25 protein-coding genes and 1 tRNA gene are annotated in these 25,942 nt (G+C 52.7%); 12 read left to right on the top strand and 14 right to left on the bottom strand.

Going from position 1 to position 25,942, the window contains the following annotated elements:
- The first annotated feature begins 237 nt into the window (after positions 1-237).
- Positions 238-1,350, top strand: coding sequence for a histidine kinase (locus tag AKG35_RS05900; RefSeq protein ID WP_011130471.1), 1,113 nt, complete (start codon positions 238-240; stop codon positions 1,348-1,350).
- An 84-nt stretch (positions 1,351-1,434) separates the two neighbouring features.
- A tRNA-Glu gene (locus AKG35_RS05905) sits at positions 1,435-1,507 on the top strand.
- Positions 1,508-1,637: 130 nt separating this feature from the next.
- On the opposite strand, the gene AKG35_RS05910 is transcribed toward AKG35_RS05905, so the two are convergent.
- The gene (locus tag AKG35_RS05910; RefSeq protein ID WP_011130472.1) at positions 1,638-2,210 is read right to left on the bottom strand and encodes an SRPBCC family protein; all 573 of its coding nucleotides are present in this window, start codon (positions 2,208-2,210) and stop codon (positions 1,638-1,640) included.
- 171 nt (positions 2,211-2,381) lie between these two features.
- Here AKG35_RS05910 and AKG35_RS05915 point away from each other — a divergent pair, with 171 nt between their 5' ends.
- From AKG35_RS05915 to AKG35_RS05940, 6 genes are all read left to right on the top strand, one after another.
- Complete coding sequence (locus AKG35_RS05915; protein ID WP_011130473.1) at positions 2,382-3,482, top strand: FAD-binding oxidoreductase; 1,101 nt, start codon at positions 2,382-2,384, stop codon at positions 3,480-3,482.
- A gap of 171 nt (positions 3,483-3,653) precedes the next feature.
- Entirely contained in the window at positions 3,654-5,177 is a 1,524-nt protein-coding gene (zwf, locus tag AKG35_RS05920; protein WP_011130474.1) for a glucose-6-phosphate dehydrogenase, read from the top strand.
- Positions 5,178-5,218: 41 nt separating this feature from the next.
- Entirely contained in the window at positions 5,219-6,508 is a 1,290-nt protein-coding gene (locus AKG35_RS05925; RefSeq protein ID WP_011130475.1) for a glucose-6-phosphate dehydrogenase assembly protein OpcA, read from the top strand.
- Positions 6,509-6,549: 41 nt separating this feature from the next.
- A complete protein-coding gene (locus AKG35_RS05930) occupies positions 6,550-7,977 on the top strand; it encodes a cobyrinate a,c-diamide synthase (RefSeq protein WP_011130476.1) in 1,428 nt (475 codons plus the stop codon).
- 69 nt (positions 7,978-8,046) lie between these two features.
- Complete coding sequence (locus tag AKG35_RS05935; protein ID WP_011130477.1) at positions 8,047-8,637, top strand: histidine phosphatase family protein; 591 nt, start codon at positions 8,047-8,049, stop codon at positions 8,635-8,637.
- Positions 8,638-8,716: 79 nt separating this feature from the next.
- Positions 8,717-9,406: a GAP family protein gene (locus AKG35_RS05940; protein WP_011130478.1), complete on the top strand. Its 690-nt coding sequence runs from the start codon at positions 8,717-8,719 to the stop codon at positions 9,404-9,406.
- Here AKG35_RS05940 and AKG35_RS05945 read toward each other — a convergent pair.
- From AKG35_RS05945 to folD, 4 genes are read right to left on the bottom strand one after another with little or no spacing between them, the layout of a single operon-like run.
- Positions 9,381-10,853 (bottom strand): ATP-dependent DNA helicase, encoded by a 1,473-nt coding sequence (locus AKG35_RS05945; RefSeq protein WP_011130479.1) that lies wholly within the window; start codon positions 10,851-10,853, stop codon positions 9,381-9,383. The two genes, AKG35_RS05940 and AKG35_RS05945, sit on opposite strands and share 26 nt — an antisense overlap.
- Positions 10,850-11,362, bottom strand: a complete 513-nt coding sequence (locus AKG35_RS05950; RefSeq protein WP_011130480.1) for a divergent PAP2 family protein — start codon at positions 11,360-11,362, stop codon at positions 10,850-10,852. The genes AKG35_RS05945 and AKG35_RS05950 overlap by 4 nt, the downstream gene beginning before the upstream one ends.
- A complete protein-coding gene (crtE, locus tag AKG35_RS05955) occupies positions 11,359-12,261 on the bottom strand; it encodes a geranylgeranyl diphosphate synthase CrtE (protein WP_197524608.1) in 903 nt (300 codons plus the stop codon). Before crtE ends, AKG35_RS05950 begins: the two co-directional genes overlap by 4 nt.
- 42 nt (positions 12,262-12,303) lie before the next feature.
- Positions 12,304-13,212, bottom strand: a complete 909-nt coding sequence (gene folD / locus AKG35_RS05960; RefSeq protein ID WP_011130482.1) for a bifunctional methylenetetrahydrofolate dehydrogenase/methenyltetrahydrofolate cyclohydrolase FolD — start codon at positions 13,210-13,212, stop codon at positions 12,304-12,306.
- A gap of 70 nt (positions 13,213-13,282) precedes the next feature.
- Here folD and AKG35_RS05965 point away from each other — a divergent pair, with 70 nt between their 5' ends.
- Positions 13,283-15,376 (top strand): HDIG domain-containing metalloprotein, encoded by a 2,094-nt coding sequence (locus AKG35_RS05965; RefSeq protein WP_041385083.1) that lies wholly within the window; start codon positions 13,283-13,285, stop codon positions 15,374-15,376.
- Positions 15,377-15,466: 90 nt separating this feature from the next.
- Here AKG35_RS05965 and AKG35_RS05970 read toward each other — a convergent pair whose 3' ends face one another.
- From AKG35_RS05970 to AKG35_RS05985, 5 genes are all read right to left on the bottom strand, one after another.
- On the bottom strand, positions 15,467-16,090 hold the full coding sequence (locus AKG35_RS05970) for an RluA family pseudouridine synthase (RefSeq protein ID WP_011130484.1): 624 nt from the start codon (positions 16,088-16,090) through the stop codon (positions 15,467-15,469).
- Between the two features lie 68 nt (positions 16,091-16,158).
- Positions 16,159-16,566, bottom strand: coding sequence for a hypothetical protein (locus AKG35_RS05975; RefSeq protein WP_011130485.1), 408 nt, complete (start codon positions 16,564-16,566; stop codon positions 16,159-16,161).
- Positions 16,567-16,634: 68 nt separating this feature from the next.
- On the bottom strand, positions 16,635-16,769 hold the full coding sequence (locus AKG35_RS13645; RefSeq protein WP_268869569.1) for a hypothetical protein: 135 nt from the start codon (positions 16,767-16,769) through the stop codon (positions 16,635-16,637).
- A 99-nt stretch (positions 16,770-16,868) separates the two neighbouring features.
- Entirely contained in the window at positions 16,869-17,030 is a 162-nt protein-coding gene (locus AKG35_RS12920) for a hypothetical protein (RefSeq protein ID WP_157859844.1), read from the bottom strand.
- A gap of 35 nt (positions 17,031-17,065) precedes the next feature.
- Positions 17,066-17,563 carry a hypothetical protein gene (locus AKG35_RS05985; protein ID WP_011130486.1) on the bottom strand — a complete coding sequence of 166 codons (498 nt, stop codon included), beginning with the start codon at positions 17,561-17,563 and terminating at the stop codon, positions 17,066-17,068.
- An 838-nt stretch (positions 17,564-18,401) separates the two neighbouring features.
- On the opposite strand from AKG35_RS05985, the gene AKG35_RS05995 reads away from it, so the two are divergent.
- Positions 18,402-18,707, top strand: coding sequence for a hypothetical protein (locus AKG35_RS05995; RefSeq protein ID WP_011130488.1), 306 nt, complete (start codon positions 18,402-18,404; stop codon positions 18,705-18,707).
- Positions 18,708-19,700: 993 nt separating this feature from the next.
- On the opposite strand, the gene AKG35_RS06005 is transcribed toward AKG35_RS05995, so the two are convergent.
- Complete coding sequence (locus AKG35_RS06005; RefSeq protein ID WP_011130490.1) at positions 19,701-19,946, bottom strand: Nif11-like leader peptide family natural product precursor; 246 nt, start codon at positions 19,944-19,946, stop codon at positions 19,701-19,703.
- Positions 19,947-20,088: 142 nt separating this feature from the next.
- Here AKG35_RS06005 and AKG35_RS06010 point away from each other — a divergent pair, with 142 nt between their 5' ends.
- On the top strand, positions 20,089-20,451 hold the full coding sequence (locus AKG35_RS06010) for a hypothetical protein (RefSeq protein ID WP_011130491.1): 363 nt from the start codon (positions 20,089-20,091) through the stop codon (positions 20,449-20,451).
- A 61-nt stretch (positions 20,452-20,512) separates the two neighbouring features.
- Here the strand turns inward: AKG35_RS06010 and AKG35_RS06015 are convergent, their stop codons facing one another.
- Both AKG35_RS06015 and AKG35_RS06020 read right to left on the bottom strand, forming a co-directional pair.
- Positions 20,513-21,352 (bottom strand): carbohydrate ABC transporter permease, encoded by an 840-nt coding sequence (locus AKG35_RS06015; protein WP_197524609.1) that lies wholly within the window; start codon positions 21,350-21,352, stop codon positions 20,513-20,515.
- 27 nt (positions 21,353-21,379) lie between these two features.
- Positions 21,380-23,002: a 2-isopropylmalate synthase gene (locus AKG35_RS06020; protein ID WP_011130493.1), complete on the bottom strand. Its 1,623-nt coding sequence runs from the start codon at positions 23,000-23,002 to the stop codon at positions 21,380-21,382.
- Between the two features lie 147 nt (positions 23,003-23,149).
- Between AKG35_RS06020 and AKG35_RS06025 the strand changes: the two genes are divergently transcribed.
- Positions 23,150-24,718, top strand: a complete 1,569-nt coding sequence (locus AKG35_RS06025) for a glycoside hydrolase family 57 protein (RefSeq protein WP_011130494.1) — start codon at positions 23,150-23,152, stop codon at positions 24,716-24,718.
- Here AKG35_RS06025 and crtL read toward each other — a convergent pair.
- Positions 24,715-25,941, bottom strand: coding sequence for a lycopene beta cyclase (gene crtL, locus AKG35_RS06030; RefSeq protein ID WP_157859845.1), 1,227 nt, complete (start codon positions 25,939-25,941; stop codon positions 24,715-24,717). The two genes, AKG35_RS06025 and crtL, sit on opposite strands and share 4 nt — an antisense overlap.
- Between the last annotated feature and the right edge of the window lies 1 nt (position 25,942).

The following is a 25,942-nucleotide window of genomic DNA, read 5'->3' on the forward strand; positions in this document are numbered from 1 at the left end:
GCACTGCTTGTATAGCAAAAAGGTGCAGCGATAACAGCTATGCCCCTCTTTGGCTTATGCAACAACCTCCACGCCGATCAACTGATCCACATTTGGGAGCAACCAATTCTTGCAATGGGAAGAGAGCTATCAGCAACGCCCACTGAGCAACAGACTGTTCATCAAGGTCTTAGCGGCTCTACCAATTCAAGTAAAAACCCATAATGTGAACCTCAACCTTGCCAGGCACCCGCCACAGTGGATGGGGTCAAAGCCAATCAGCGACAACAGCTTCAGCTCCTGCTTGTAGCAGCTCGCCATCAGCTCTCCAGAAGCGATCTGCGATCAATGATCCAGTTTCTGGAGAATGAAGACTGCGGCTTCAATGTCACGCTGCAGATGGCTGATCCAAGTGAACAGCCGGAGTTGCTTGAACTGCATCGACTAGTGGCTACCCCTGCCCTAATCAAGCTATCGCCAACGCCAAAGCAAGTGTTCGCAGGCAGCAGTATTTTCCAGCAACTACAAAACTGGATCACTCGCTGGCAGCAAGACATCGTCGTCACTGGCCTGGGCCTGAGCTTGAGGCCAACAGAACTAGATGGGAGCCGCACTCAAAGGGAATTGCAACTGGAAGATCAGCTGCTGGTATTGCGCCAGGAGAACGAAACCCTGATCGACCGCCTCAATGCACAGGAAAGAACACTGAGAATGGTGGCTCATGAGTTAAGAACTCCTCTAACCGCAGCAGTCCTAGCGTTGCAGAGTCAACAGCTGGGGCAAATCAATATTGAACACTTTCAGGATGTCGTCAAACGGCGTCTTGATGAAATCGAATTGCTATCAAAAGACCTGCTGGAAGTAAAAAGCACGAAATGGGAAGACCTTTTCAATCCACAAAATCTTGATCTAGGAAATATCGCCGCTGAAGCGATCCTAGAGCTCGAAAAGCTATGGCTGGATCGAAACATCGAGATCCGTACAGATATTCCCTCCGACCTACCCAAGGTATTTGCTGATCAGAGGCGCATGCGACAGGTGCTGCTCAACCTGCTGGAAAATGCCCTGAAGTTCACTGAGGATGGCGGGGAAGTTTCACTGACCATGCTGCACCGCACAAGTCATTGGGTGCAGGTGAGCATCTGTGACAACGGGCCAGGGATTCCAGAAGATGAGCAAGAGCGGATTTTTCTTGACCGAGTGCGCTTGCCACAAACTTCAGTGTCAACATCTGGATTCGGAGTCGGCCTATCGGTATGCCGCCGCATCGTGGAGGTCCATGGGGGCAAAATCTGGGTTGTCTCAGAACCCGACAAGGGCGCATGCTTTTACTTAACAGTTCCAGTCTGGCAACGAAATGGACAAGAATGAACTCCGCTTGCCTTGACGGAGGGTCAGGCTTAAACGTAGTTTTCCCGAGTGATCACAAGCACAGACAGCTGTGATTACGGCCTCGCCCCCATCGTCTAGAGGCCTAGGACACCTCCCTTTCACGGAGGCGACAGGGGTTCGAATCCCCTTGGGGGTATCAGTTGATAAAGGATTGAGGTTGCTAAAGGTGGGCTTCTATTCGCAAAAGCTATGACCTTTTTCGTAGACCCTTAGCTCGAACAATTTAAACAAACGCTGCTCAAGATGATCTGCATATTTTGAGGTGTTCAAACCAAGGACTGGCGACGCAAGCCCTCCATCTCCACTGCAAGTAGATTTGCAGTGAGATCATCTCTCAATCGCTGTTCAATCAAGGCAACTGGCATACCAATGCAGCCCTGAACAGTGAGCTCGTAGAGAAGGGAAGTTGACGTTCCCTCAGCCAGCTCACGCATGATCCAACTTCCCTCAAAACGTCTGAAGTCCCCTTTAAGCAAATGGAACTGCAACTTGCCCTCAGCTCGATATTCCACCAACTCCAACTGAACCTGAGCTGAAAACCTCAGCCCCAGCAACTGTTGAGAACCCACCTGGTTCAGCCACACTCGATTGCCAGTGCGTTCCAACACTGTGCTGCTGGCAAGGTTTGGGATGAATTCACTAAGTTTGTCGTAATCGGTCAGAACGTCCCATAGCAAAGACTCTTTGATCGGCGTCCTCAGCTGGACCGCAAGTCGTCGCGCCCCATGAGGCAAGCGTTCCATCGTCTGCTCGATGGCCTGTCGCTTCACAGAGACCGACTCTGGTGAGGCTATGAGCACGGAACCCGAACGTGGTTGAAGATCCTGGATAGGTACCACAAGAAGAGGCTGTGCTCAAGACGCCTAAGAATACCGAAAGAATTCAATGACCGTTGAGCCAATGCCCAGAGACTGAGCTGTGCCAATCGCTAAACGTAACCCGAAAACGCGGATGAGTATGCATACCATCACACCTTCTAAGGTATTCTCGCCGTCACGCTCTTGCTCTTGATGGCTTTCAACCAAACTGAAGTAGTTCTCGGTGGAATCGCCCATATCCCTCTTGTTATTGGCGCTTTCTACATTGTCAAAGCACTCTTTTACCGAGGCCAAGACGGAGAGTTAGCTCCTTTTAGCTTTTCTTACCGCCAAGCAGCTCAAAGAAAATCATCATCGACAACCACCTCAACCGAAAAGCCTGATACCAAAAGCCCACCAGCTCAAACAGCGATACCCATTAACCTTTACAAGCCGAAGGCTCCCTTTGAAGGGACTGTTCTAGAGAACTACAGCCTGGTCAAAGAAGGTGCTGTTGGCAGGGTCAATCACATCACTTTCGACCTTGCCGGGAGTGATCCCCATCTCAGTTATGTAGAAGGCCAGAGCATTGGCATCATTCCTGCTGGTACAGACGCCAACGGCAAGCCCCATAAGCTCCGCTTGTATTCCATTGCCAGCACCCGCCATGGCGACAACCTAGAGGGCAAAACAGTCTCTTTATGTGTTCGTCAGCTCCAATACGAGCTAGATGGCAAAACGATCGACGGTGTCTGCTCCACCTATCTCTGCGACATCAAGCCTGGAGCCAAAACGAAGATCACCGGACCGGTAGGCAAAGAAATGCTTCTACCAGATGATGAAGAGGCCAACGTGATCATGTTGGCCACCGGAACCGGCATCGCTCCAATGCGGGCCTATCTTCGCCGCATGTTCGAGCCCACAGAGCGCTCCAAGAATGGCTGGAAATTCCGTGGCAAAGCATGGCTCTTCATGGGAGCTCCCTACACGGCCAACCTGCTTTATGACGAAGACTTTGAGCGTTATCTCAGAGAGTTTCCCGACAACTTCATCTATACCAAGGCCATCAGCCGTGAACAGCAGAATCCTAAAGGCGGCAGGATGTATATCCAAGACAGGGTTATGGAGTATGCCGATCAGATCTTCAAAATGATTGAGAACCCCAAAACCCATGTTTATATGTGCGGCCTCAAGGGCATGGAGCCTGGCATCGACGAAGCCATGACCGCAGCAGCAACTGCTAAGGGGATCGATTGGTCAGAGTTACGACCCCAGCTGAAGAAAGCTCATCGCTGGCACGTGGAAACCTATTAATCCTGCACTCTCCAGGTTTTTTAACCTGATAAAAAGACCCGCCCAAATGGGCGGGTCTTTTTATGCTTCCTCAAATTTTTTTGGGCATACGACGACAAACCATGCCGGGATGGTCTGGAGCACTTTGAATTCACAGATCCTTGGTTACCCGTCAGAAGAGGTCTGTGTTCCATGAGCACCACGATCACCAACCCTTTACGGGTTGGACTACGTCAAGAGCGGGTTATCGCTCCGCAGTGCCTAGTCATCTTTGGTGCAAGTGGCGACCTGACCCACCGAAAATTGGTTCCAGCCCTTTTCGAGCTATACAAACAACGGCGGCTACCGAGTGAATTCGCCCTACTTGGCTGCGCGCGACGTCCTTGGAGCAACGAAATATTTCGCCAAAAAATGGCTGAAGCCCTCGGCGAGACTATCAACGAAAACCATCTTGCTTGGGATCAATTCGCCGCTGGTCTTTTTTACGAACCTGTCGATCTACAGAAGCCAGAAGACCTCATCAAACTCAGCCATCGGCTGGAAGAGATTGATCGACTCCGCGCCACCCGCAGCAATCGCACCTTCTATCTTTCGGTGTCACCAAAGTTCTACGGCAGTGGCTGCAAAGCTCTTGCTAATGCCGGTCTTCTAAGTGATCCCAAACGCAGTCGAGTGGTTATCGAAAAACCATTCGGGCGTGATTACGCCAGTGCTCAGTCTTTAAATCAAATCGTCCAAAGCTGTGGCCAAGAGAATCAAATCTTCCGCATCGACCACTACCTCGGCAAAGAAACAGTCCAGAACATCCTTGTGCTGCGATTCGCAAATACCATCTTTGAACCAATCTGGAACCGGAATTACATCTCCAGCGTTCAAATCACAGCCGCTGAAACCGTAGGGGTTGAAGAACGAGCCAACTACTACGAATCGTCAGGGGCCCTGCGCGACATGGTGCAAAACCATCTCACCCAGATGCTGGCCATCACCACGATGGAACCGCCAGGGCGCTTTGACCCTGAGGCAATCCGCAATGAAAAAGCCAAGGTTTTGCTAGCGGCTCGCCTAGCGGATGAGTTGGAACCTTGGAACTGCTGCATCCGTGGCCAGTACGCACCTGGCGGCACCAAGGAAGCTCCGATAGCAGGCTACCGACAGGAGCCGGGTGTCGATCCCAGCAGCACCACCGAGACCTATGTAGCGATGAAACTTTTCATCGACAACTGGCGCTGGCAGGGAGTGCCCTTTTACGTTCGCACTGGCAAACGACTGGCAAAGCGTCTTAGTGAAGTGGTTCTCACCTTTCGAGAAGCACCCGTGCATCTTTTCGATGCCGCTGGGGGCAGCCCTACAGCGAACCAACTCATCCTGCGAATCCAACCGGATGAAGGAGCCGAGTGGCGCTTTGAGGTGAAGTCACCTGGTTCAGGCATGCGCAGCCGACCAGTAGAGATGGAATTCTCCTATGACGAATCCTTCGGTGAGCCATCCGATGAGGGATACGTCCGACTTTTAGCCGATGCCATGCTCAGTGACCCAACTTTATTCACCCGCAGTGATGAGGTTGAAGCAGCGTGGCGCCTTTACACCCCTCTCCTGGAACTGATTGAAGACAGCCCATGGCAATTGCCCATTCATCCCTATGAATCACGTACCTGGGGGCCCGCTGCTGCCGATACCCTGCTTGCCAATGACGGATTGCTCTGGCGCCGACCCTGATTCCGCCTGGCTCATCTCATCTTGATTACTCAGCTCTATCCATGTCCCCCCAGCTCACGCTTCAGAGCCCTCTGCAACTCCCTCCTAGTGAGGTCCCTAGCTATCTCGAGCAGCTCTGGTTAAACGATCAACCTGGCAACACAGGCGCCAAAACATTCTCCCTGCTGGTTTGGCAGCCGGCCTGGGTCGAACAGCAGCTGGTTAGAACCGGCCAGATTGATGGCCCGATCATTGGATCGCAGAGCCAAGAGCTCATCCAAGCTGCCCGCCAAGCCGTTACCGAAGGCGATCTACCCCACAGCACACCTCCTCTGGATTCAAGTGTTGCAGCAGTCCTTGCCAATCGCAAAGGCAATCAACATGGCGAGGATTTACGTGGGCAACACATTGATGCTGCCATCAGTGCCTTAGAACCCCGACGCCTGATCACACTGGCACCAACCCTCGAGAAGGGGCATGACCTCGAGACACTCGTGGCTGCTTATTGCCCATTACCAGAAGAAGGAGGAGGAAACAGCGCCTGCGGAGATGTGGTGGTGCTTCGCGGTGACCATCACGCCCTAACAGATGGGCTGGGAATCCTTCAACCTCTACTACCTGCAGAACTGCCCTCCTGGGTCTGGTGGAACGGCAGCCTGGACGAAGCCCCCGAATTGCTCGAGCGGCTGGCTGTGACCCCACGGCGCCTGGTGATCGATACAGCACTAGGAGATCCCCATCGCTGCATTGAGCTGCTCAATGCCCATGTGGAAGCAGGCCGAGCGGTGAATGATCTGAATTGGTTAAGGCTGCGCACTTGGCGAGAACACCTCGCAATGGTGTTTGACCCACCACACCGCCGCAATGCCCTTAGTCATGTTGATCAGCTCGAAATCGACGTTGAGGGTCATCACCCCGTCCAGGGGCTGTTGTTAGCCGCCTGGATCGCCGATCGACTGGGATGGCAATTACAAGCCACCCAGACAATAAAAGGGGAAGGCATTGCTGCCGAATTCCGCCGAACCGATGGCACCACTGTTCAGTTTCGCCTTATGCCTGTACCCATGGGGCAACCGAGCATTCATCCTGGCCAGATCGTGGGGGTCAGGTTGATCTGCAAGCCAGATGCACAACTCGAACATGCCGTTTGCGTGATTCTCTGTGCCGAATCTGGCGGCTGCATGAGACTCGAAGCAGGTGGCATGGCCAGCATGGAGCTGATTGAAGAAGTCGTCCCCATGCAGGTCGCCTCTGTAGAGATGGATGTAGCCAGACTCCTCGCTGGTGGCCATAACAGCACCACCCCCCTGCTTGCCGCTGCAGCCCCCCTTGCTGCCAAGCTGCTTAGCTAAGACCCCCCTTTGGCGAAGCCCTTTTTCAGCCGCCACCCGTCATGGCCTGTGTGATTGCTGCCCCAGCCAGTGGCACTGGAAAAACCTTACTAAGCCTCACCCTCACAGCCTGGGCACGCAGCCGTGATCTAAGCCTCCAACCATTCAAGGTGGGGCCCGACTATCTCGACCCGCAACAACTAACAGTTGCTTCCGGTAGACCCTGTCGAAACCTTGACCTACTGCTCTGTGGCCCCGACTGGGTGCAAAACAGCTTTCATGGCTTTGGTGCAGCTGCCGACCTTGCGCTGGTGGAAGGCGTCATGGGCCTATTCGATGGTGTCGGCACATCGCAGCAAGGCAGTACTGCTGCCGTAGCTCGTCACCTGCAACTACCAGTCGTGCTTGTCGTGGATGCAAGCGGCCAAGCAGGCTCCCTAGCGGCCCTTGTTAAAGGCTTCCGAGACCACGATCCACAACTGACTCTGGCCGGGGTGGTGTTGAACCGGGTCAATAGCAATCGCCACAAAGAATTACTGAAAGAAGTCCTCAACAGCATTGAGGTCAAAGTGCTCGGTTGCTTGCCCCGAGATCCTGAACTCATTCTTCCCAGCAGACATCTCGGCCTTGCCCCAGCCCATGAGCTTGAGCGATTGGAAGCTCGACTACAAGCCTGGAGCGCCCTCGCAGAAACTCATCTCGATCTAACGAGCTTCAAAACGTTGCTCCGCGCGCCTACACCGGCAATAGATCCAATTGATGCCCTGCTTGGAGAAAAGAGCATCCAATCACCACAACCCCTACGGCCTGTAGCAGTCGCTCAAGACGATGCCTTTCACTTTCGCTATCCAGAAACCAAAGATTGCCTTGAAGCTCTTGGGATGCCAGTCCTGCCCTGGAAACCACTGGAGGATGAACCCCTACCTGCACAAGCGAAAGGTGTGATCCTTCCAGGCGGCTTCCCCGAACAATATGCGGCGAGTCTTAGTCAATGTGATCGCAGCATGGCAGACCTACGAGCCTGGTATGGACGGCGCCCGATTTATGCCGAATGTGGCGGGATGCTGCTGCTTGGACAGACCCTCACTGATCTGGAAGGACAAGCCCATCCAATGACAGGCCTACTTCCTTTTCATGCCAAAAAAGGCTCTCTTCAAGTGGGTTATCGCAGCCTTGATGGCACTGAAGACAGTCTTGTTGTACGCAAAGGTGATCGACTGATCGGCCATGAATTCCACCGCTGGGAACTCCACCCCATGGGCCCTAACGATGGCTTAAAAAAACCTCTTGATCGACCACACATGATCAACAAGCCAAGCTCTCTATGGCAAGTTCAAGGGTGGCGGGTGCCGCAACACAAAGAAGGATGGAGCCATCAGACATTGCATGCCAGCTGGGTGCACCTCCACTGGGCGAGCTGCTCAATGATCTCCCGTCGATGGCGAGCCGCACTCGAGCCGCAATCAATCCCAGCAACAAGTGATTTCTGAACAGCACAAACCCAGGAAGACATCATTTGAAGATGCTCGTCAAAATTCAGCCAGCAGCAACCGTCCTGCATGACATCTCGTCAACTTTGGATCATCCGCCATGGGGCTACCGAATGGGCACTCCAAGGCCGTCATACCGGCAGCACCGACCTCCCCTTGCTACCCCAGGGGGAAGAAGAGGCGAAGGCTCTTGCTCCTGTGCTCAAAGGCGTGACATTTGCCGCTGTGTTGTCATCTCCCCTGCAACGAGCCATACGCACCTGTGCGCTGGCTGAGCTTGAAATACCTGCTGAAATCATGCCGGAGCTGATCGAATGGAACTACGGAAACTATGAAGGCATCACCACAGCAGAGATCCGTCAAACCGTTCCTGCGTGGACCATTTGGGACCAAGGTTGTCCTGGTGGCGAGCACGCTACTGCCGTGCAAGAGCGTTGTGAACGAATTATTGAACATGCCCTCGGCATCTCAAACAACGGTGACATCGTTCTCTTCGCCCATGGACATATCTTGCGAGCCCTGACTGGCACCTGGCTAGGTCTCGGTGCCGCAGCAGGCCGACTGTTCAGACTAGATACCGGCAGCATTTGCATTCTTGGTTTCGAAAGAGAGCAGCGCGTGATCACACGCTGGAATGCCCTCTGCACTGGCACGTTCTAAATCGAACAACGAAAGGTTCTTGCGCCAAGATTGACCATTGATCATGAGCGAATATTGACAAGCTCACCTGATCGCCTCAATGGCTGACACCACCCTATGGGCCGAACTATTGGCCTTTGGCACCGGCTTAGCTCTCTCGCCGATCCATTTAGGTGTCCTACTTCTCCTACTGCTAGGGCCTAAACCAATTCAGCGGGGAAGTTGGTTCGTTACTGGCTGGATCGTAACCACTCTGGTCACCGTCATCCTATTGCTGACTGTGGGCCACAGCTTGGTGTTGGACATGACCCAAGGCTCTCATCATCGAACAGCTCTCGACCTTCTTGGCGGAGGAGCTTTGATCTCGTTGGGATTAAAGGAGCTCTTGCGTTCGTTTGCTGCAGGAGAAGAACAACCAGCCTGGACCCATACGATCGAACGATTTATCAATTTGCCGCTGCCGCTTTTGATCGCCGTTGGTGCGCTAACAGAACTCATCAGCCCAGATGACCTCTTCCTGTTTGCCAAGACTTCAGCCGTGGTACTAGCCGCAAGCCTCCCCAGCTGGCAAGAAATCGTTGGCTTGGTATTTTTCACATTTGGCTCGAGCCTGCTGCTACTGATCCCACTGGTCGCCGTGATCATTGGCAGAGAACGCGTGATTCCCTTGCTGCAATCTGGGAAACAACTTTTATTTGCCAAAGGTGACTTAATCGTTGGTGGGGTGAGTTTTGCTCTAGGTGCCTACCTTGGTTGGCAAGGAATCAGCGGTCTGACGATTGTGATCTGAGTTGATCCAGCCAGCGACTTTGTGCGGCGGCTCCTGTTTTCCCCACAAGCCACACACCTGTACGGGCACGACTAACAGCCACATAAACCAGTTGTCGTCTCAAGCTGAGATCTTGAGGCCAGAAAACATCACCAGCAACAAACACTTCCCCGAAGCTGCTCCCCTGGCTGCGATGGACGGTAAGAACCGCCGCAGGGCCCAATGATGCGAAGGCATCTCGAAGCAGAAAAAAACGCCGCCATAAAGAGCGACCATCACTTTTGCCCGCCGCTTTTGCCTCAACCCTGAGCCTTTGCAACGTGGTATCGAGCAAACGTCTGCCCTCAGAACCAACTGGCGGCTGCAAACGCAACTCCAAATCCAGCTCACCTGCTCGAACTTTGGCCGTCAGGGTGTCAACCACCGGTACAGACCAATCGCTTTGGCCTTCTAAACCAAACTCTGCAAGATCACAGCGTTCCGGAGTGACGTCACGGACAACCACCTCTCGGTTTGATCCGAGCACCATGTCGGGTTCCTCGCCAGTCTCGGCACCACTACGAGAAGCCGGTGCCATGACTGCTTTGCGTGCAATCAAGACCTCTCCGGGGAGTACCGGCAACTGATCGGCCATATCACCATGAATCGCCCGCCTTGCATGGGGAACCAATTGCTCCAAGCTGCGATTCGTGTAGCAAAGAATCCTTGCTGCATCAGGGTTATCCTGAATGGCCGCGGATTGCAAGGCAGCCTGAGCTCGCTTCAGCCAGTTGTTTTGATCCATGCATCCAACCCGGCCCAGCTCATCCTCAATCAAGGGAAAGCATGGCGGGGACTGACAGGGCAAGCTGCCATCGCGAAGACGACTCGCCAATCGCAACACAGGGCCCTGATGACGCACCACCTGCTGCAATGTTGCTGTACAGGCTCTATGCATCGAGAACACAGGGCTTTGGGCCTCACCGATAGGAGGCAGTTGAGCAGGATCACCTACAAAAACGAGACGTGTCCGAAAGGGGTGGGCACACTGCAGAGCAAGACCCAGCAGGGTGCTGTCGATCATCGAAGATTCATCGATCAGAACCAGGCCCAATTGCTCTAGAGACTGGGCCGTTTGCTCTGTTGACTCACACAGCTCAAGATCACCCTGCCGCTTCAATTTCAGGCGAAGCAGCCGATGAATCGTGGAGGGATACCAGGTGGGCCTGAGGCCTTCAAGATCTAGAGCCTGACGAAGCACACCAACAGCCTTATGAGTTGGCGCAACAACTGTCCAACACAGTCCAGCGTCCTCCACCTGACGCAACAATCGCATCGAAAGGAACGTCTTCCCACTGCCGGCGAAACCACTCAGAACAAAGGGATTGCCATGATTCGCATCATCCAACCAAGAACTGAACGCTTCGGCAGCCTGCTGCTGATCTGCGGTGAGCTCAACAGTCGCAGGATCTAAAGAAGACTGCGTCACCCCAATGTCATACCCAATAACTGGCTGAGATGGAGTGGAGAACCAACAAAAACCAATCCCGGTAAAGCCACTGCAGGGCCGATCAAACTGCCCACTAACACTTCAAAACGAGTGTGACCAAGGCTTTCTTTGAGCTGTTTTTCTGGTGGAGTGGGCCAGGTCTCCACAGGCAAAAGATTCACCCGTGCTGCGGTAAATCCCGCAGCACGTCTAATCCCACTGGCGTCATACATGACCACAAAAGCCACAGTGGCTGCAAGAGCAAATCCTGAGTGATCAAAACCCATCTCCCATCCCACACCTGCTGCTGTACCAGTTACAAGGGCCGAATGGCTCGAAGGCATGCCACCCGTTTCAAGAAGCACTGCAGGTCGCCAGCGACGATAAAAAATTAACTCCACAATCAGCTTGGAAAGCTGAGCTAAACCACACGCGGCAAGCCCCCAAGCCAAGACAGCATTATCTAAAAGTCCAAGCCACGCTGATGGGGAAGAATCGCTGACAATCATCGATCGCGGCTGGTGATGTAATCGGCTAGTGCCAGCAAAGGTGCAGCAGAAGCTTGCCAAGGCTCTAGTGCTGCCTTGGCTTCGCTCACAAGGAGTTCTGCTCGCCGGCGGGATTCGTCTAAACCCAACAATTTGGGATAGGTGGTCTTATCAGCAAGCAGATCCTTGCCAGCAGTTTTGCCAAGAACATCACTGCTCGCTGTCACATCAAGGATGTCATCAATGATCTGAAACGCCAAACCAATCCCTCTCGCATAGATGCGTAGTGCATCAATCAAATCGTCTTCTGCTCCACCAATCAATGCTCCGCAGATCACACAAGCACTCAACAAGGCCCCGGTCTTATGGAGATGAATGAACTCCAAAGTCTCCAGATCCACCTCTTTGCCCTCACACTCCAGATCCACAACCTGCCCCCCCACCAAACCAGGAGCACCAGCAACGAGAGAAAGCTCGCCAACAACCTTCAACAGCCGCTCTGGGGGTACTCCCGGACTGCGCAAGGCAACCATCTCGAAAGAACGTGTAAGCAGCGCATCACCCGCGAGAATGGCAACAGCATCGCCATAAACCTTGTGATTGGTGGGACGACCGCGGCGTAAATCGTCGTTATCCATGGCGGGGAGATCGTCATGAATCAGCGACATCGTGTGAATCATTTCCAAAGCCACTGCTGTCGGCAGAGCCTCTGCCGGTTCACCTCCAGCAAGTTCGCAAGCTGCTAGGCAAAGGATGGGGCGTAAACGCTTACCACCCGCCAAAAGGGAGTAGCGCATGGCCTCCCTGAGTTGCTCAGGGCGCTCAGGGCCAAGCGAATCATCCAATGCCTCTTCAACGCTGGCTTTGGCCGCAGCCAAATAAGCAGGGAAGTCGAAGAAGGTGCTGACCGCCGCCGCCATGAACCTTGTCTCGTTCATGGGATTCTCTCAGGCCAACCAGTCTCAAACCAGCAAATCTCTCAGGCCGAAGGGCAAACCGCAATGCTGCTGCCATCTAGCCACGGTATTCACCAAGAGCATGGTCACGGTCATCGGACCTACACCACCAGGGACAGGGGTCAATGCACTTGCTAAAGGTTCAACTTCTTGCGTTCGTACATCTCCACACAACCTGGCCTTGGCTTGCGTCCCTAGTTCAGGATCTAGGGGAAGGCGATGAATGCCAACATCGACAACCACTGCTCCGGGTTTGACATGCTCTGCGCCAATCATCCGCGCTCGCCCTGCCGCCACCACCAACACATCGGCCTGCTGAGTTAACGAGGCCAGATCACCGGTATGAGAATGGGCCACGCTCACAGTGGCATTGGCCGCCTGAAGCATCAATGCCATTGGTTGGCCTACCAGGATGCTGCGCCCAATCACAACAGCCCTTTTCCGCTCCAGAGAAATCTGATGGCGTGCCAACAAGGCCATCACACCGGCAGGGGTACAACTACGAGGCCCAGGTTCACCTTTCAACAATCGGCCAAGGTTGAGGGTATGCAGACCATCGGCATCCTTCTCGGGATCAATGGCAGCCAGCAAAGGCCCTTCATCAAGGCCCTTGGGTAGAGGCAATTGCAAAAGAATGCCGTCCACTCGCTCATCGATGTTTAAGGCCTGGATCGTGGCCAAAACCTTTGAAACTGAAACCGTTTCCGGCAAATGGGTTAGATGGCTGGCCACGCCAATACGCCCACAAGCTTTCTGCTTGTTGGCCACATACACCCCACTGGCGGGGTCGTCCCCAATACGCAACACAGCTAACCCTGGCGGCCTTCCGGCTTGCACCAAGCCAGCCGCAATTTCAGCTTGGAGACGCTGCTCCAATTCTGCGGCCAGTTGTTTGCCATCAAGCCTAAGGGCCATTCACCGATCCGATGCTTCCCCAAGCATGCACGCAGAAGAGAGCTAGCGTTTAGGACAAGTGCCAGCTTCTGTGGTCCGTCTTCCAACCTTAAACAGGCTCTGGCAGAGCTGGTTACGCAGCGAGTCGCCGCAGCGTCCGCTGCTCCGCTGGTCGATGCCCCACAAGGCTGCTCTACTGATGAGTTGCTTTGCTGTAGCAATTATCTCTAGCTGGCCCTGGTTGTTTCAACCGAATTTGAACCCAGGACTTCCAGCTCCATTTGAGGCGCGAGCTCCCAGGGATGCTCGCGTCGTTGACAGTGAAGCTCAAGAGCAAAGGCGATCTCAGCTCGTACAGAGCACCTTTGTGCAAGTGATCGATCAACAAGAAACAACCCGACTCAAAAAACGGCTAGAGCGCAATCTCGCTGAGCTGGAACGTGTTGCTCGCAACAGTGATGCAGGACGGATAGGGCCTGTCAATCTCAACGCCGAAGAACAAATCTGGCTCCAAGCGCGCTCCCAACAAGAACGAAAACGCTGGGATATGGCCATCCGCCGTGCCTCAGAACGCATGCTCAGTCAAGGACTGAACAATCTCGCCCTTGAGCAGCTACAAGAGGCGGCCGCAATTCAATTAGCCGACCTAGGGGAGCAGAACGGCCCTGCCAGAAGTCTTAGCAGCAAGCTGCTCGCCAGCACCTATCAAGGCAGTAGCAATCTGCGCACAGATCCAGCCCTCAGCCAACGCCTCATTGAAGAGCTGATCACCAAACAAGACATTCCAATCATTGAAGTCCGCCGCGGCGATCTGATCACGAGCAAAGGAGAACCCATCAGCCCAAGGGCCTATGCCGTTTTAAATCACTTCGGTCTTGTCAGTCGAGGCCCAGAATGGGGTCCTTTGCTCAGCCGATTCAGTACAGCCCTTGCCGGCTGTGGCGTGATGCTGCTGATCATGCGACGGGAACGTCCCTGCCTAGAAGCACGTCATGGGCTACTGGCAGTGGGATTGCTATTGGTCACTCAGGCCAGCAAACTCTGGTTCGTTCCTACTGTGAGCCCCCTAGCAGTAATCGTTCCGCCGACACTCCTGCTCGCCCAAGGTCTTGGTACAACCTGTGGCTTGGCTTGGATGGCGGTAGAGAGCCTGCTATGGCCTATGCCAGTCAACGGCCTTGGAGAAGGCCGAATGATCATTGCCTGTGCAATCGCTGCAGTGGCAGCTATCTATAGCCGTCGTCTTCGGAGCAGAGCACAGCTGCTGCAAATGGCATTTTTGTTGCCCTTAGGAGCCCTACTGGCTGAGTGGCTGCTCCTTAGTGCCGGCGGCAGCGGGGCCTGGGGTCGATTTGCACCCAATGGCAACGAACTTCTCTCAGAAGCACTGCTAATGGGGATCTTGCTGATGCTAGCGATCCTACTGATCCCAATTTTGGAGACCTCTTTTGGCCTGCTCACCAGAGCCCGCTTGATGGAACTAGCCGATCAAGAGCGTCCCCTTCTGCGCCGCCTCTCCTCAGAAGCTCCAGGGACTTTCGAGCACACATTAATGATCTGCGGACTTGCAGAGGAAGGGGCCAGAGCAATCGGTGCCGATGTCGACCTGATCCGAACCGGTGCCTTGTACCACGATGTTGGCAAGCTCCACGCTCCTCAGTGGTTTATCGAGAATCAGGTCGAAGGAGAAAAAAACCCTCACGATCAACTGAACAATCCCATCGCCAGCGCAGAGGTCCTTCAAGCCCATGTGGATGAGGGATTAAAACTTGCCCGTCGCTACCGCCTACCGCGCCGAGTAGCGGACTTCATCCCTGAGCATCAAGGCACCTTGAAGATGGGGTATTTCCTTCATCGTGCAAGAGAACTGGACCCCTCCGTTCCCGAAAAGAACTTCCGCTACCGCGGACCGATACCTCGTTCCCGAGAGACCGGAATCTTAATGCTGGCCGACGGCTGTGAAGCATGCCTTCGATCCCTACCACCGAACACCTCTGATAGCAAGGCACACTCCACTGTGAAGAGGATTATTGAGGAGCGGCAACGGGATGGTCAACTGAATAAAAGCAGCCTCAGCCGAGCCGAAGTAGAACTCGTTGTGCGAGCTTTCGTACGCGTCTGGCGACGCATGCGCCATCGCCGTATCCCTTACCCGATACCTGCACAAAAGGCTTTCCCCGATTAAAGGCACTGTTTAACTTGCTGGACATTCATCTATTTCAGCAACAACGAGGAAAGACCTATCTACATTTTTGAAGCTGTACTTTTCTCTTACTTAATTTTCCTGAGCAGGAAGGAATGGAGCCCTACTTCGTAGGCGAAGCCTCAGGCCTGTAAAAGGATGTCGAAAGCTCAAGGCTGTCGCATGTAGATACATCCTTTCAAAGAAAACTTCTTTGCCATAAATCGGATCACCCAAAATCGGATGTCCAACACTTGCTAAGTGTGCACGCAATTGATGGGATCGACCTGTCAAGGGCCAAAGCCATAACGTTGAGCCGTTTGCGTGGCAGCTTCTAACCCTCCATTGGGATCGGCTTTCTTTCCCTTGCGGGTTCTTGCCATATAGAGGCGGATTCTTCTGTAGCCGGGCTATCGGGAAGCTGATCGTTCCAGCATTGCGATTCATCCGGCCAACCACCACTGCCAAATAAAGCTTGCGCACTCGACGCGCTGAAAAAAGCATGCTGCAACGCCGCAAGCTCTCCGCCCCTCGCGCCAACAACAACAACCCTGAAGTATCTCGATCAAGGCGATGCACCAATCGCAGCTCAGGGTCAATAAACTGCATGCGACCAATCAGAGAATCCTGCTGATCAACACCAAGACCAGGCTGACTCAATAAGCCTGGTGGCTTCTCCACAGCTATTAGCCAGGAATCCTGAAATAAAATCCTCATTCATTAAGCCCACGCGAGCTCAATGAACAGGCAATGAAAACTGATCAGAAAATCATCAACGACTGAGATCAAAGTCGACCTCCTTGACGATGAATCGGACGACACCAATAAAGCAGCGCCAGCAGATTCACAACGAACATCAGCAGGGACAAGCCACCAAGAGCCTGAGAGTCAGGCACCACCAATGCCTTATCCAAAACCAGGCGGACAATTCCGTAAGGCAACGACCCTGCTAAGGCCATCGATAAAGCAACAATGGCAACGATGACGCCCCATCGCCGCTCAGCCAAAAGGCCAGCAGATGCCACGATGCCAACGATGGCAGCCGGCCAGGCGAGGCTAAAGGCGAGGCTGATATTGGTTGTTTGCAAAGCCTGATTAGTAAATGCAACCACTCCAATAATGGGGAGGGCCGCCACATTGGCTAGCAAGCCGATCCAGGCCATCAACCAATAACCACGAACCACAGCACTCATCACAAAAACCCTGACTAGTGCCAACGTAAGCAGGCCTACTAGACGCTTCTAAAAGAAATCAGGTTGATTCAGGAATTGGACTGAGCTCGCGGATCGACAAGAACGCCACCTTGAGAAGACTTTTCGGCGGCGGCGCCATTGTTTGCGGCCTCATCGCTAGAGACTTCTCCTGCACTCTCAAGCTCAGTCTCAAGAGTAGACAACAGCAGAACTATTGCTTATTTACAGCCTAGAGGAGAGGCCATGACCCACTCAATAGAGCCCAAGCAAAAGCTTTCAATCTCCTGGATCAGCTGGCTTAGTTAGCAAAGAGCTTTCGTTACTTGGGCAGAACGTTGCAGGCCAAGATCATCGCCATCAAACTCCAACACCACATAACGGCGACAATCTTCGCCCAGGTAAGTGAGCAGACTTTCGCTATCAATCGTTGGCCCTGTTAGAGACGTGGTCAAATCATCTGCCATGACCATCTATGGCGCGGCGGACCACTCTCAATGAGCTAAGGCTCTAAGCGATGGGCACAGTACTGCAAAAAAAGACTTTTCACTTCCTCAAAAGGAAGGGCCTGCACAAGGCGTGCCTCAACCTCCTCACGTTGTTGACTCTGGTGATAGAGGCGAAGCTCCCTAACCACCTCCGGAGAGCTCCGTTGCACAGTTAAAAGTGCTTTGCCTAGCTGATGATCTGCCAACAAGGGACCGTCCTTGCAAGCTTGCATCACATGGGCCGACTCATGGGCAAGCACTGTCCAAACCTCTGTCGGATCATCCTCAAGGTTGTTGGCACAAAGCAGCACTGCATTCCTGCCAACATGAAAAGCACCCATCAATCCTGATGGACAGTCACCCGCTACCAGAGTATTCGTACCAGCCTGCTGCAAAAGGTTTTGATAACGACCAATCTGCTCCCAACTACTGGCATTGCAAACATCAAGCCAAGCCAAACCAGACACGGAAACCAGCAAACATCCCAACCATCGCAATAACACCACAGCCAATCGGGCAATCCTCTGTTCTTATTGGATACAGATCGGCCGCGTTGGTTGCTTCAATGCACCGAACTTCTACGGTTTTCATTCAAGCTCCTCAGAGCAAAAGCCCCCCAGGGATCCTCAACGCAATGAGCGATTCAGCATGAGGTTGACCAAATGCGCTGAGCAGGGCCCTCATCAGCCAGAGGAAGGGGCTGGAAGGTCCCCATATTCAACCAAGACGAGTCACGAGTTAGGCTTTCAAGGCCTGATCGGAAAGCCTTGCCAATCAGGCTCAAAAGAATCCCAACGATTAAATCATTTCCTAGGCCAATCCCTCCAGGAATCTCTTCAAGAAAAACCCTGCAAATCCCTAAATACGATCAGCCTAAAACTTCTGCGGAAATCAAAGAACAAAGCCTTGCCGATACAAGTCAAATGAAATTCAAATCTCCGCAGACTAAATCTTGAAGCCAAAAGAGCCTATCGCCAATTTAAACCCTTCTTTTCATCCTATCCTTGCAGTACATGTCGACAAGCCTCTTTGAGAAAAAGCTACAAAGAATCACTAAAACACCAAGACAAGTATTCTTGACTATTTAAAAATAAAGCCAACTTTTGCTCGAATCAAGCTTCAAACCCTGCTTTCAAAAGCATCAGTACAGAAAATTTTATCACTGGGCCATTGCCAAGCTTTTCATGCATTCTTCTTCCCTGAGATAGAAAATCTATTAAAATTAAAACAGGGCCTCTTAGCACTCGCTCACTTTTACAAGTCAATGCACTGCCAACCCGAGCGCCCAATAGCCTCTATAGTTTTCCAACCAGAAAGGCTGGCCATTTGTTAAAAAGACATTTCAGCACTGTGGCCAAGGTGTCACAAAAGAACCAACCACAAAGTCATCTCGCGCAGCTGCGCAATCAGCCCAGCCTGATTATTAGGGCTTTCACCGCACTGACAGCAGCTCTTTTGATTCTGCTACCAATGCAACCAAGCTGGGCTGCCTTGGACTATGCCAAGCAGGATGACATCCTTAGCAACACCAACATGCCAGAGGAAACCTTCGATTCGGCAATGTTTGACGACCTTCCTTTCGCACAACGCCGCCAAGCGCTTCGAGAGGAATCTGGGATCAGGCGTCGTGACGCCTCTACACCTCTAATCCCTTAAGGATGAGCATTTCACTCATCAAAATGTTGTAAAGCTGGCTCATCAAATAGCGTCTAGTCAACCCTGCCAATGAATAGCCGCTGGACTAACAACCGGACTCAAGATCAGGCAATCAACAATTAACCAGGTCCACGACACCCACAGCAGCAATAGGAGTAACGCCTCTTCTATTTGAACGCGTATTTGTACATAATCGCCAAGGCCCTAACTATATATTTAGCCACTCGAGTATCAAGTTGGCACAATGGGTTAGCCTCAATTTCTGGGATAGCCCACAGTTCGGCAAGACCCACTGCGCGTCATCACTTCAACACCAATAGCCCTTTGACTGATTGAGCAGTTAAACCCCTGTCCATCACACCAATTCTTTGCAGCGGCAAGAGCTGCTTCCTATGAGTCATATGGAGAATCCAGCACAGGGCGGGGAGTTCCATCAAGAGCAACCAACCTGTAAAGCAGTCATTGGGACGCCATATTTCTTCCTTTGCTCAACACACCCATAACCTCATGACTATGGAAAAACTTGCAAAACCAGAAAACGATCTCTCTAGCAGTGTTCTTCCCTGCCAAAAACCCATCTCTCGACTGAACCTGCCAGAACTTGATCAACAAGACTGCCACACAAACTCTTTTTCAATGAAAAATACACTTCTATACATCCAGAAAGCCAGTGAAGATCAAGCAACTACAAGCTGTTCATACTTTAACCTGCGACCTTTGAGCGATTGTTTCTTGCAGCAACAATCGCAGGTCGAGTTTTAGGACTTACCACAAGAAATTTACGAGGTAAATCCTGTTATTGCCAAAACATAACTAATGTATTTATCTCTAAAAGTATGTATTCAATCATCAATGATTCAGAGTCATGCTGAATTAATAGTCAGTCAATCGAAAAGGCCAAAGTCGAATTTATGGCGCCACATTAACTTTGGGCCGCCAGCACACAAAATCCTATGGAGTCGTCTTGCTTAGACGCCATCCTCATCAATCTTTTCAGCCTTGGATGAAGTGACGCAAACGACGAGACTCTTCAGCCATGCGGCGTTGCAATTCCTCAGCAGGAAGAGAACCCTCATCGCGTTGTTGAGCAGCAAAAAGATCAGCTTCCGTCACATCAAGCCCACGGTCCTGGGCTAACTCCAGGAACTGCTCAACCTCGATAGAGTCCTCAAGTTGCTTATCAAGCAATGGATCCTCCTTCCTTAAAGCCAACAGACGGTCTAGGTCCTTAATCGACACGACCCCAATGCGAGAGTGATAGGTCTACATCAGCCAGCAGCAAATTTGCAGATGATGCGTTCAAGCATGCCTGAATTTGTAGCTGCATAGATGCAAATTCAACACAGAACCGCTACACCCATAAAGTCTCCTTAACGACGGCATGAAGAACTGGAAAGGCTGGCGGCTGATTGGTGCCGGAGGGATGAGCATGTTGACAGTGCTTTTTATCGTGATTTGGCAAGCGGTTGCCAAGCAGACCAACACTCTTAACCAGGTTATGGAACGGCTGAGTGAGCTTGAACAAAAGCCACAAACAAGCAGCAGCCGTTTGCTGGGCGAGCAACTACACAGCCTTCAGATCCGGCTCAATAATCAAGGGGAAAGGCTTAACGCACTCATCGAACAACAACGACAGATCACCAAGCCGCAAAAAGAGTCCATCCATAGTCAATCTGACCCATGGCGAATGCAACCTGAACCTCCAGCCACACCATCAGCTCCAGGGCTGTCACCACAACCTTGAGCTTCATAGAACCCTGACAGTCTTGACAAGAGCCTGGGATTGATTCTTGGCGATCAAAAACCTATCCCTTCACCGCATCACCACTTGCACTAGGGAGAATAAAACGCTGCAAAAGGATGAAGAGTGCCAGCACCGGCAAAATCGACACCACCGACCCAGCTGCCACAATTCTCCAGTCAAGAGAGAAGCTGCTGGCGAGCTGCTGTAGGCCAAGTGGAAGGGTGTAAAGGCTGGGGTCATCCAAGATCACCAAAGGCCAAAGGAAATCGCTCCAAGTGCCGATAAACACAAACATGGCCAGGGTGATTAGATCAGCACGAGCAGCCGGAATCATCACGTTCCACCATTCACCCAATCGACTACAACCATCGATTCGCGCAGCCTCTTCAAGTTCCACGGGCACCGTCAAAAAACTCTGTCGCAAGAGATAGAGCCCAAAGGCTGTTGCGGCCTGTGGAATCACCAAGGCCATCAGAGAGTTACGCAATCCCAACTGCACCATCAAAAGATACAAAGGGATCATCACCACCTGAAAAGGAATGAGGATGGTTGCCACCACAAGGGCCAAGACCAGACCTCTTCCGGCAAAGCGCATCCGAGCGAGTGGATAGGCCGCCAGGGAGCAGAAAAGCAAATTGGCCACCACCGCCAAACAGCTCACTACTGTGCTGTTGAGCAAATAAATCCCTAGCGGATTGTCGGCGAATAGTCGCCAATACGCCATCAGGCTCGGTTCAGCAGGTAGTAAGGCTGGAGGATTAGTAAAAATCTCTTCAGCGGGCCCTTTCAAAGACGTGCTTACCAGCCAAAGCAATGGAAGGAGAATGACAAGCGCCAACACGATAAGGACCCCTAACTGAAGACCTTTCAGCAGTGGCAAAGCCAAGCTCTTACGCCTCATCTCCACATAGGGAAAACGCCCCATTGTTCAGATGCCTGACCGTAGATCAGCTAGCACAGCATCATGTTGGGGATGAAGAGACTGGCGACCGCAACCTGCCACCAGCCGATTAAGCGCATTCACAAATGCTTGAGCTGCAGCAACAACCACATCAGTGTCAGCGGAATGACCTGAGAAAAGCTGCCCATCCCGACGTAGCCGAATCGTGACTTCACCCATCGCATCAATCCCTTCCGTTACCGACTTCACCGAGAACTCGATCAGCTCATTAGGTTCGCCAGCTAGAGCATTCAATGCACGACAGACAGCATCTACTGGACCGGTGCCCACTGCAGCGGCAGTCTGCTCCTGTCCATCCTCTTGCGCAAGAATGACAGTAGCCGTAGGCCTAAGACTGCTACCGCAACTGACTTGCACCAGTCGTAACTGAAAACGAGCTTCAGACTGCTGAACCTGTTCGCTGACAATGGCCTCAAGATCTCGATCGGTTATATCGCGCTTGCGATCGGCCAGATCCTTAAATCGTGCAAAGGCCTCGTCAAGATCCTCCCGAGTCAAGTCGTAACCGAGCTCCTCAAGGCGAGCTCGGACGGCACTGCGGCCACTTAGCTTGCCAAGCGAGATCCGATTGTCGCTCAGCCCAACCGTACGGGCATCAACAATTTCATAAGTCAGACGATTTTTAAGCACACCATCTTGATGAATACCAGACTCATGGGCGAAAGCATTGCTGCCTACAATCGCCTTATTGGGCTGCACCACCATGCCGGTGAGATTTGAGACCAATCGAGAGGTCTTGGTGATTTCCTCCGTGCGAACGGCTGTTAGAGGAGTAGGGCTATCAGGTTCACGCCCAAAGAAGGGATTGAAATAACGCCGCCTCACATACAAAGCCATCACCAACTCCTCAAGCGCAGCATTCCCTGCTCGCTCTCCAATGCCGTTGATTGTGCATTCAAACTGCCGGGCTCCACTCTTCACAGCTTCTAAAAAATTGGCTACAGCCAGTCCGAGGTCGTTGTGACCATGAACAGAAATAACCGCCTCATTCATGTTTGGAACATGGCAATCGATACCAGCAATCAACGCCCCGAACTCAGAGGGAGTTGTAAAACCAACTGTGTCGGGGATATTGATGGTGCCCGCCCCCGCAGCAATCGCAGCCTCGATCACCTCATAAAGAAACTCAGGATCGCTTCTAGCGGCGTCCTCACAAGAGAACTCAACATCATCAACAAGTGAGCGGGCGTAGGCAACCATCTCTGGAACAATCGCCAGAACCTCCGCCCGAGATTTACGCAGCTTGTGCTCCAAGTGAATATCACTCGTGGCAATGAATGTGTGAATTCGTCGTCGAGGTGCTGGGGCAACGGCATCAGCACAAGCCTTGATATCAGCACGCGAAGCCCTAGCCAAGCCACAAATGATTGGCCCTTCATCCCCACCAACCTGCTGGGCAATACGTTGCACGGCAGCAAAATCGCCCTGGCTGGCAAAAGGAAAGCCAGCTTCTATCACATCCACACCCAAACGAGCGAGTTGCTGGGCAATAGCCAGCTTTTCCTCAAGATTGAGACTTGCCCCAGGGGACTGCTCTCCATCCCTGAGGGTGGTGTCAAAAATCAAAACGCGGCCTGGATCCTTGGCCATGACAGCACCCTTCAGGGAGTTAGTCGAAATGACTATGAGTTAAACAAGTCTAAGGGGGGACTGCCTACTGCGAAGCGACAACTCAGCAAACCAAGGTCGGCTTTATCAACAAAGTCGTTCTAAATTCAACTCCACTGAAATCAGAACGTGGGCAAAGGTGCTCTGGCCCTGGTTCTCCATGCCCATCTCCCATATGTGCGATCGGCAGAGCCCGATTCATTGGAAGAAGACTGGTTTTTTCAAGCCCTGATTGAGTGCTATTTACCTCTTCTCCAGGTTCTGGAAGAAGCTGCCGCAGCACCCAACCAACACCCCAGGCTCACGATCAGCCTTTCTCCGACCCTGCTCTCCCTACTCAGTGACGACGATCTAAAACACCGATTCCCCGCCTGGCTCGCTGTTCGTCTGGACCTCCTAGCCCAAACCTCCTCAGACCTACAACCTGCAGCGGACCACCTCGCTGAGATCATCCAACGACATCTGCATCAGTGGTTGGCATGCGAAGGCGATCTCATTGGTCGCTTTGCCCAACTTCAAAGGTCAAAGGTTGTCGACCTGCTCACCTGCGGAGCCACCCATGGCTACATGCCATTACTGAGGGAACACCCTGAGGCAGTGCGTGGTCAGTTGCGCACTGCCGTGCGCGAGCACCTCCGCCTAGTAGGAGAGCAGCCCCTGGGAATCTGGCTGCCTGAATGTGCCTACTACGAAGGGCTGGACCGTTGGATACTCGATGCTGGACTGCGCTACACCGTGCTCGACGGACATGGCCTCCTGCATGCCACTCCTCGTCCACGTTATGGCGTATATGCCCCAATCTGCAGCCGAAATGGCGTGGCCTTCTTCGGCAGAGACAGTGATGCCACGCTTCCTGTCTGGTCAGCAGAGCAAGGATATCCAGGCGACCCTTTTTACCGTGAATTTCATAGGGATCTTGGTTGGGACCTACCAATCGAACAACTCCATGAGATCGGGCTAAAGGAACCCAGACCCTTAGGGCTGAAAATGCATCGAGTGACAGACCAAACGTCACCCCTTGATGCCAAAGCAGTTTATGAGCCCGCCATAGCTTGCGCACGTACCAAAGAACACGCTCAGCTCTACCTAAAGGGTCGCCGTATCCAACTCGATCAATTAGCTAACACCATGGCCATCGAGCCATTGTTAGTGGCTCCCTTCGACGCAGAGCTCTTTGGACACTGGTGGTTTGAGGGGCCAACTTTCCTTGCCGAAATCTTCCGCCAGGCCAGCAAGGAGCAAGTGTATTTCACCAGGCTGCGAGACGTCCTCACATCAAACCCCCAACTCCAACTTTGTGAACCATGTCCCTCAAGCTGGGGGCAAGGTGGCTACCACGACTATTGGCTCAATGACAGCAATGCATGGGTGGTTCCTGAGTGGAGCCGAGCCGGAAAAGCAATGGTGGAGAGATGCAGCCTAGGAGTTGCTCGAGAATCGGACCTACGGCTGCTGCAACAGGCTGCTCGAGAACTTCTCCTGGCCCAGTCCTCTGACTGGAGTTTCATTCTGCGAGCAGGCACAACCACGGAGCTTGCGAAGGAACGCATCCATCGCCACCTCAACCGCTTCTGGCAATTAATGCAGGCCATCAATGACAAGCAACATCTGCCCGAAGACTGGCTGATCACACTCGAATCGGAAGATGGCCTCTTCCCATTCATTCAAGCGACGGACTGGGCTCGCATTCGTGACTAGGTCGAAGAGGCCCCAAAAAGCATCCCTAACCGAATCTCCCAGGAGGAAAGCAAGAACAACCGCAGCATCACCATCAGAAGACGAGGTAGTGGCAGCGTGTTGGCCAGAAAACCTGCCCAATCCTCACGTGGCAACCGAAAGAAAGTGGCAAAGAAGCTGCGCAAGCGAGCTTCGTCAAAGCTCATCAGTCGCCGCAAACCAAACTGATAAAGGCGATGACGCTGCACAAGCTCCGGCGACCAAAGCACCTGCCACCCTTCCCTAGCAAGAGCGGAAGAATCCAGAGGAGGCTCCACAGCCAAAGCCATTGCCAAATGCTTTGCCAATGCCGGAGCTCGACGTAAAAGAGCTCCAACCATGTAGCCCGAAGCAGGATGGACCATGCTTGCTGCACCACCAAACGCGAGCAAAGGTTGACGACGATCAGGCAAAGGCAAGTTCATCGGGAACAGGCAATATTCCTCATGGATCACTTCTTTAATCTCCACCCCGCGGTGAGACAAGCGTGCATGCAGCCTTTCCCTTAATTCACTCCATGACAATGGAGGCGCGCAGGCAAGCGAAGTCTCCTCAACAAAAAAGATTCCCTCACCAAAATCCATGGCATAGAGAAAGCTGGGGGGTTTCTCTCGTTGTTCATCACTGAGATGGTCGGGACGAAAATCCATTAATACGAACTGACCAGACTCCACTGGTGATGAACTGAAGCGTCCCACGACGCCATAGGCCGCCTGCTCCGCTACGGGCCCATGATCAGGGCGACGGATAAATCGACTGCGATGACCACTGGCATCAATGACAACCCGTGCTCGATAAGCGTTGCCAGAGTGACAGAGAACTTCCGTATCTCTCCCCAACACCTTAATGCTCACAGCGGTTTCAACATTCCAACTCAATTCACCACAACGACTCAGCAATGAATCTTGTAATGCGGCTGGATCGAAAAGGCCGTAGTCGAAATGATGTTGAATTGGAGCAAGACCCTCCTCGTTATCACCATCACCGAAATAGCTAACTGTGTTGGTCCAACGCTGGCCCAGTAAAGAAGCCATCCCAAGAGACTCAAGCTCCTCAGCCCAGATTCCATAAGTATTGGGCCATGGCTGCTCAGGTGTATGCGAGGCGAGGGCAGTCACTGCCAAGCCTTGCTCGACTAACTCAGCAACGATACAGAGAGCCGCCGGACCAGCTCCCATCACTAAAACATCCGTACGACTGGTCAAT

It is taken from the genome of Prochlorococcus marinus str. MIT 9313 (assembly GCF_000011485.1).
Classification (GTDB): domain Bacteria; phylum Cyanobacteriota; class Cyanobacteriia; order PCC-6307; family Cyanobiaceae; genus Prochlorococcus; species Prochlorococcus marinus_D.

What these genes read in the sequence shown, in the direction of transcription:
- AKG35_RS05975 (WP_011130485.1), bottom strand. Translation starts at nt 16,566, where the DNA reads ATGAGTGCTGTGGTTCGTGGTTATTGGTTGATGGCCTGGATCGGCTTG.
- AKG35_RS05940 (WP_011130478.1), top strand. Translation starts at nt 8,717, where the DNA reads ATGGCTGACACCACCCTATGGGCCGAACTATTGGCCTTTGGCACCGGC.
- AKG35_RS12920 (WP_157859844.1), bottom strand. Translation starts at nt 17,030, where the DNA reads ATGGCAGATGATTTGACCACGTCTCTAACAGGGCCAACGATTGATAGC.
- AKG35_RS05950 (WP_011130480.1), bottom strand. Translation starts at nt 11,362, where the DNA reads ATGATTGTCAGCGATTCTTCCCCATCAGCGTGGCTTGGACTTTTAGAT.
- AKG35_RS05915 (WP_011130473.1), top strand. Translation starts at nt 2,382, where the DNA reads ATGGCTTTCAACCAAACTGAAGTAGTTCTCGGTGGAATCGCCCATATC.
- zwf (WP_011130474.1), top strand. Translation starts at nt 3,654, where the DNA reads ATGAGCACCACGATCACCAACCCTTTACGGGTTGGACTACGTCAAGAG.
- AKG35_RS06010 (WP_011130491.1), top strand. Translation starts at nt 20,089, where the DNA reads ATGAAGAACTGGAAAGGCTGGCGGCTGATTGGTGCCGGAGGGATGAGC.
- AKG35_RS05935 (WP_011130477.1), top strand. Translation starts at nt 8,047, where the DNA reads ATGACATCTCGTCAACTTTGGATCATCCGCCATGGGGCTACCGAATGG.
- crtE (WP_197524608.1), bottom strand. Translation starts at nt 12,261, where the DNA reads ATGGCGGCGGCGGTCAGCACCTTCTTCGACTTCCCTGCTTATTTGGCT.
- folD (WP_011130482.1), bottom strand. Translation starts at nt 13,212, where the DNA reads ATGGCCCTTAGGCTTGATGGCAAACAACTGGCCGCAGAATTGGAGCAG.
- AKG35_RS05970 (WP_011130484.1), bottom strand. Translation starts at nt 16,090, where the DNA reads ATGAGGATTTTATTTCAGGATTCCTGGCTAATAGCTGTGGAGAAGCCA.
- AKG35_RS06020 (WP_011130493.1), bottom strand. Translation starts at nt 23,002, where the DNA reads ATGGCCAAGGATCCAGGCCGCGTTTTGATTTTTGACACCACCCTCAGG.
- AKG35_RS05930 (WP_011130476.1), top strand. Translation starts at nt 6,550, where the DNA reads ATGGCCTGTGTGATTGCTGCCCCAGCCAGTGGCACTGGAAAAACCTTA.
- AKG35_RS05925 (WP_011130475.1), top strand. Translation starts at nt 5,219, where the DNA reads ATGTCCCCCCAGCTCACGCTTCAGAGCCCTCTGCAACTCCCTCCTAGT.
- AKG35_RS06015 (WP_197524609.1), bottom strand. Translation starts at nt 21,352, where the DNA reads ATGAGGCGTAAGAGCTTGGCTTTGCCACTGCTGAAAGGTCTTCAGTTA.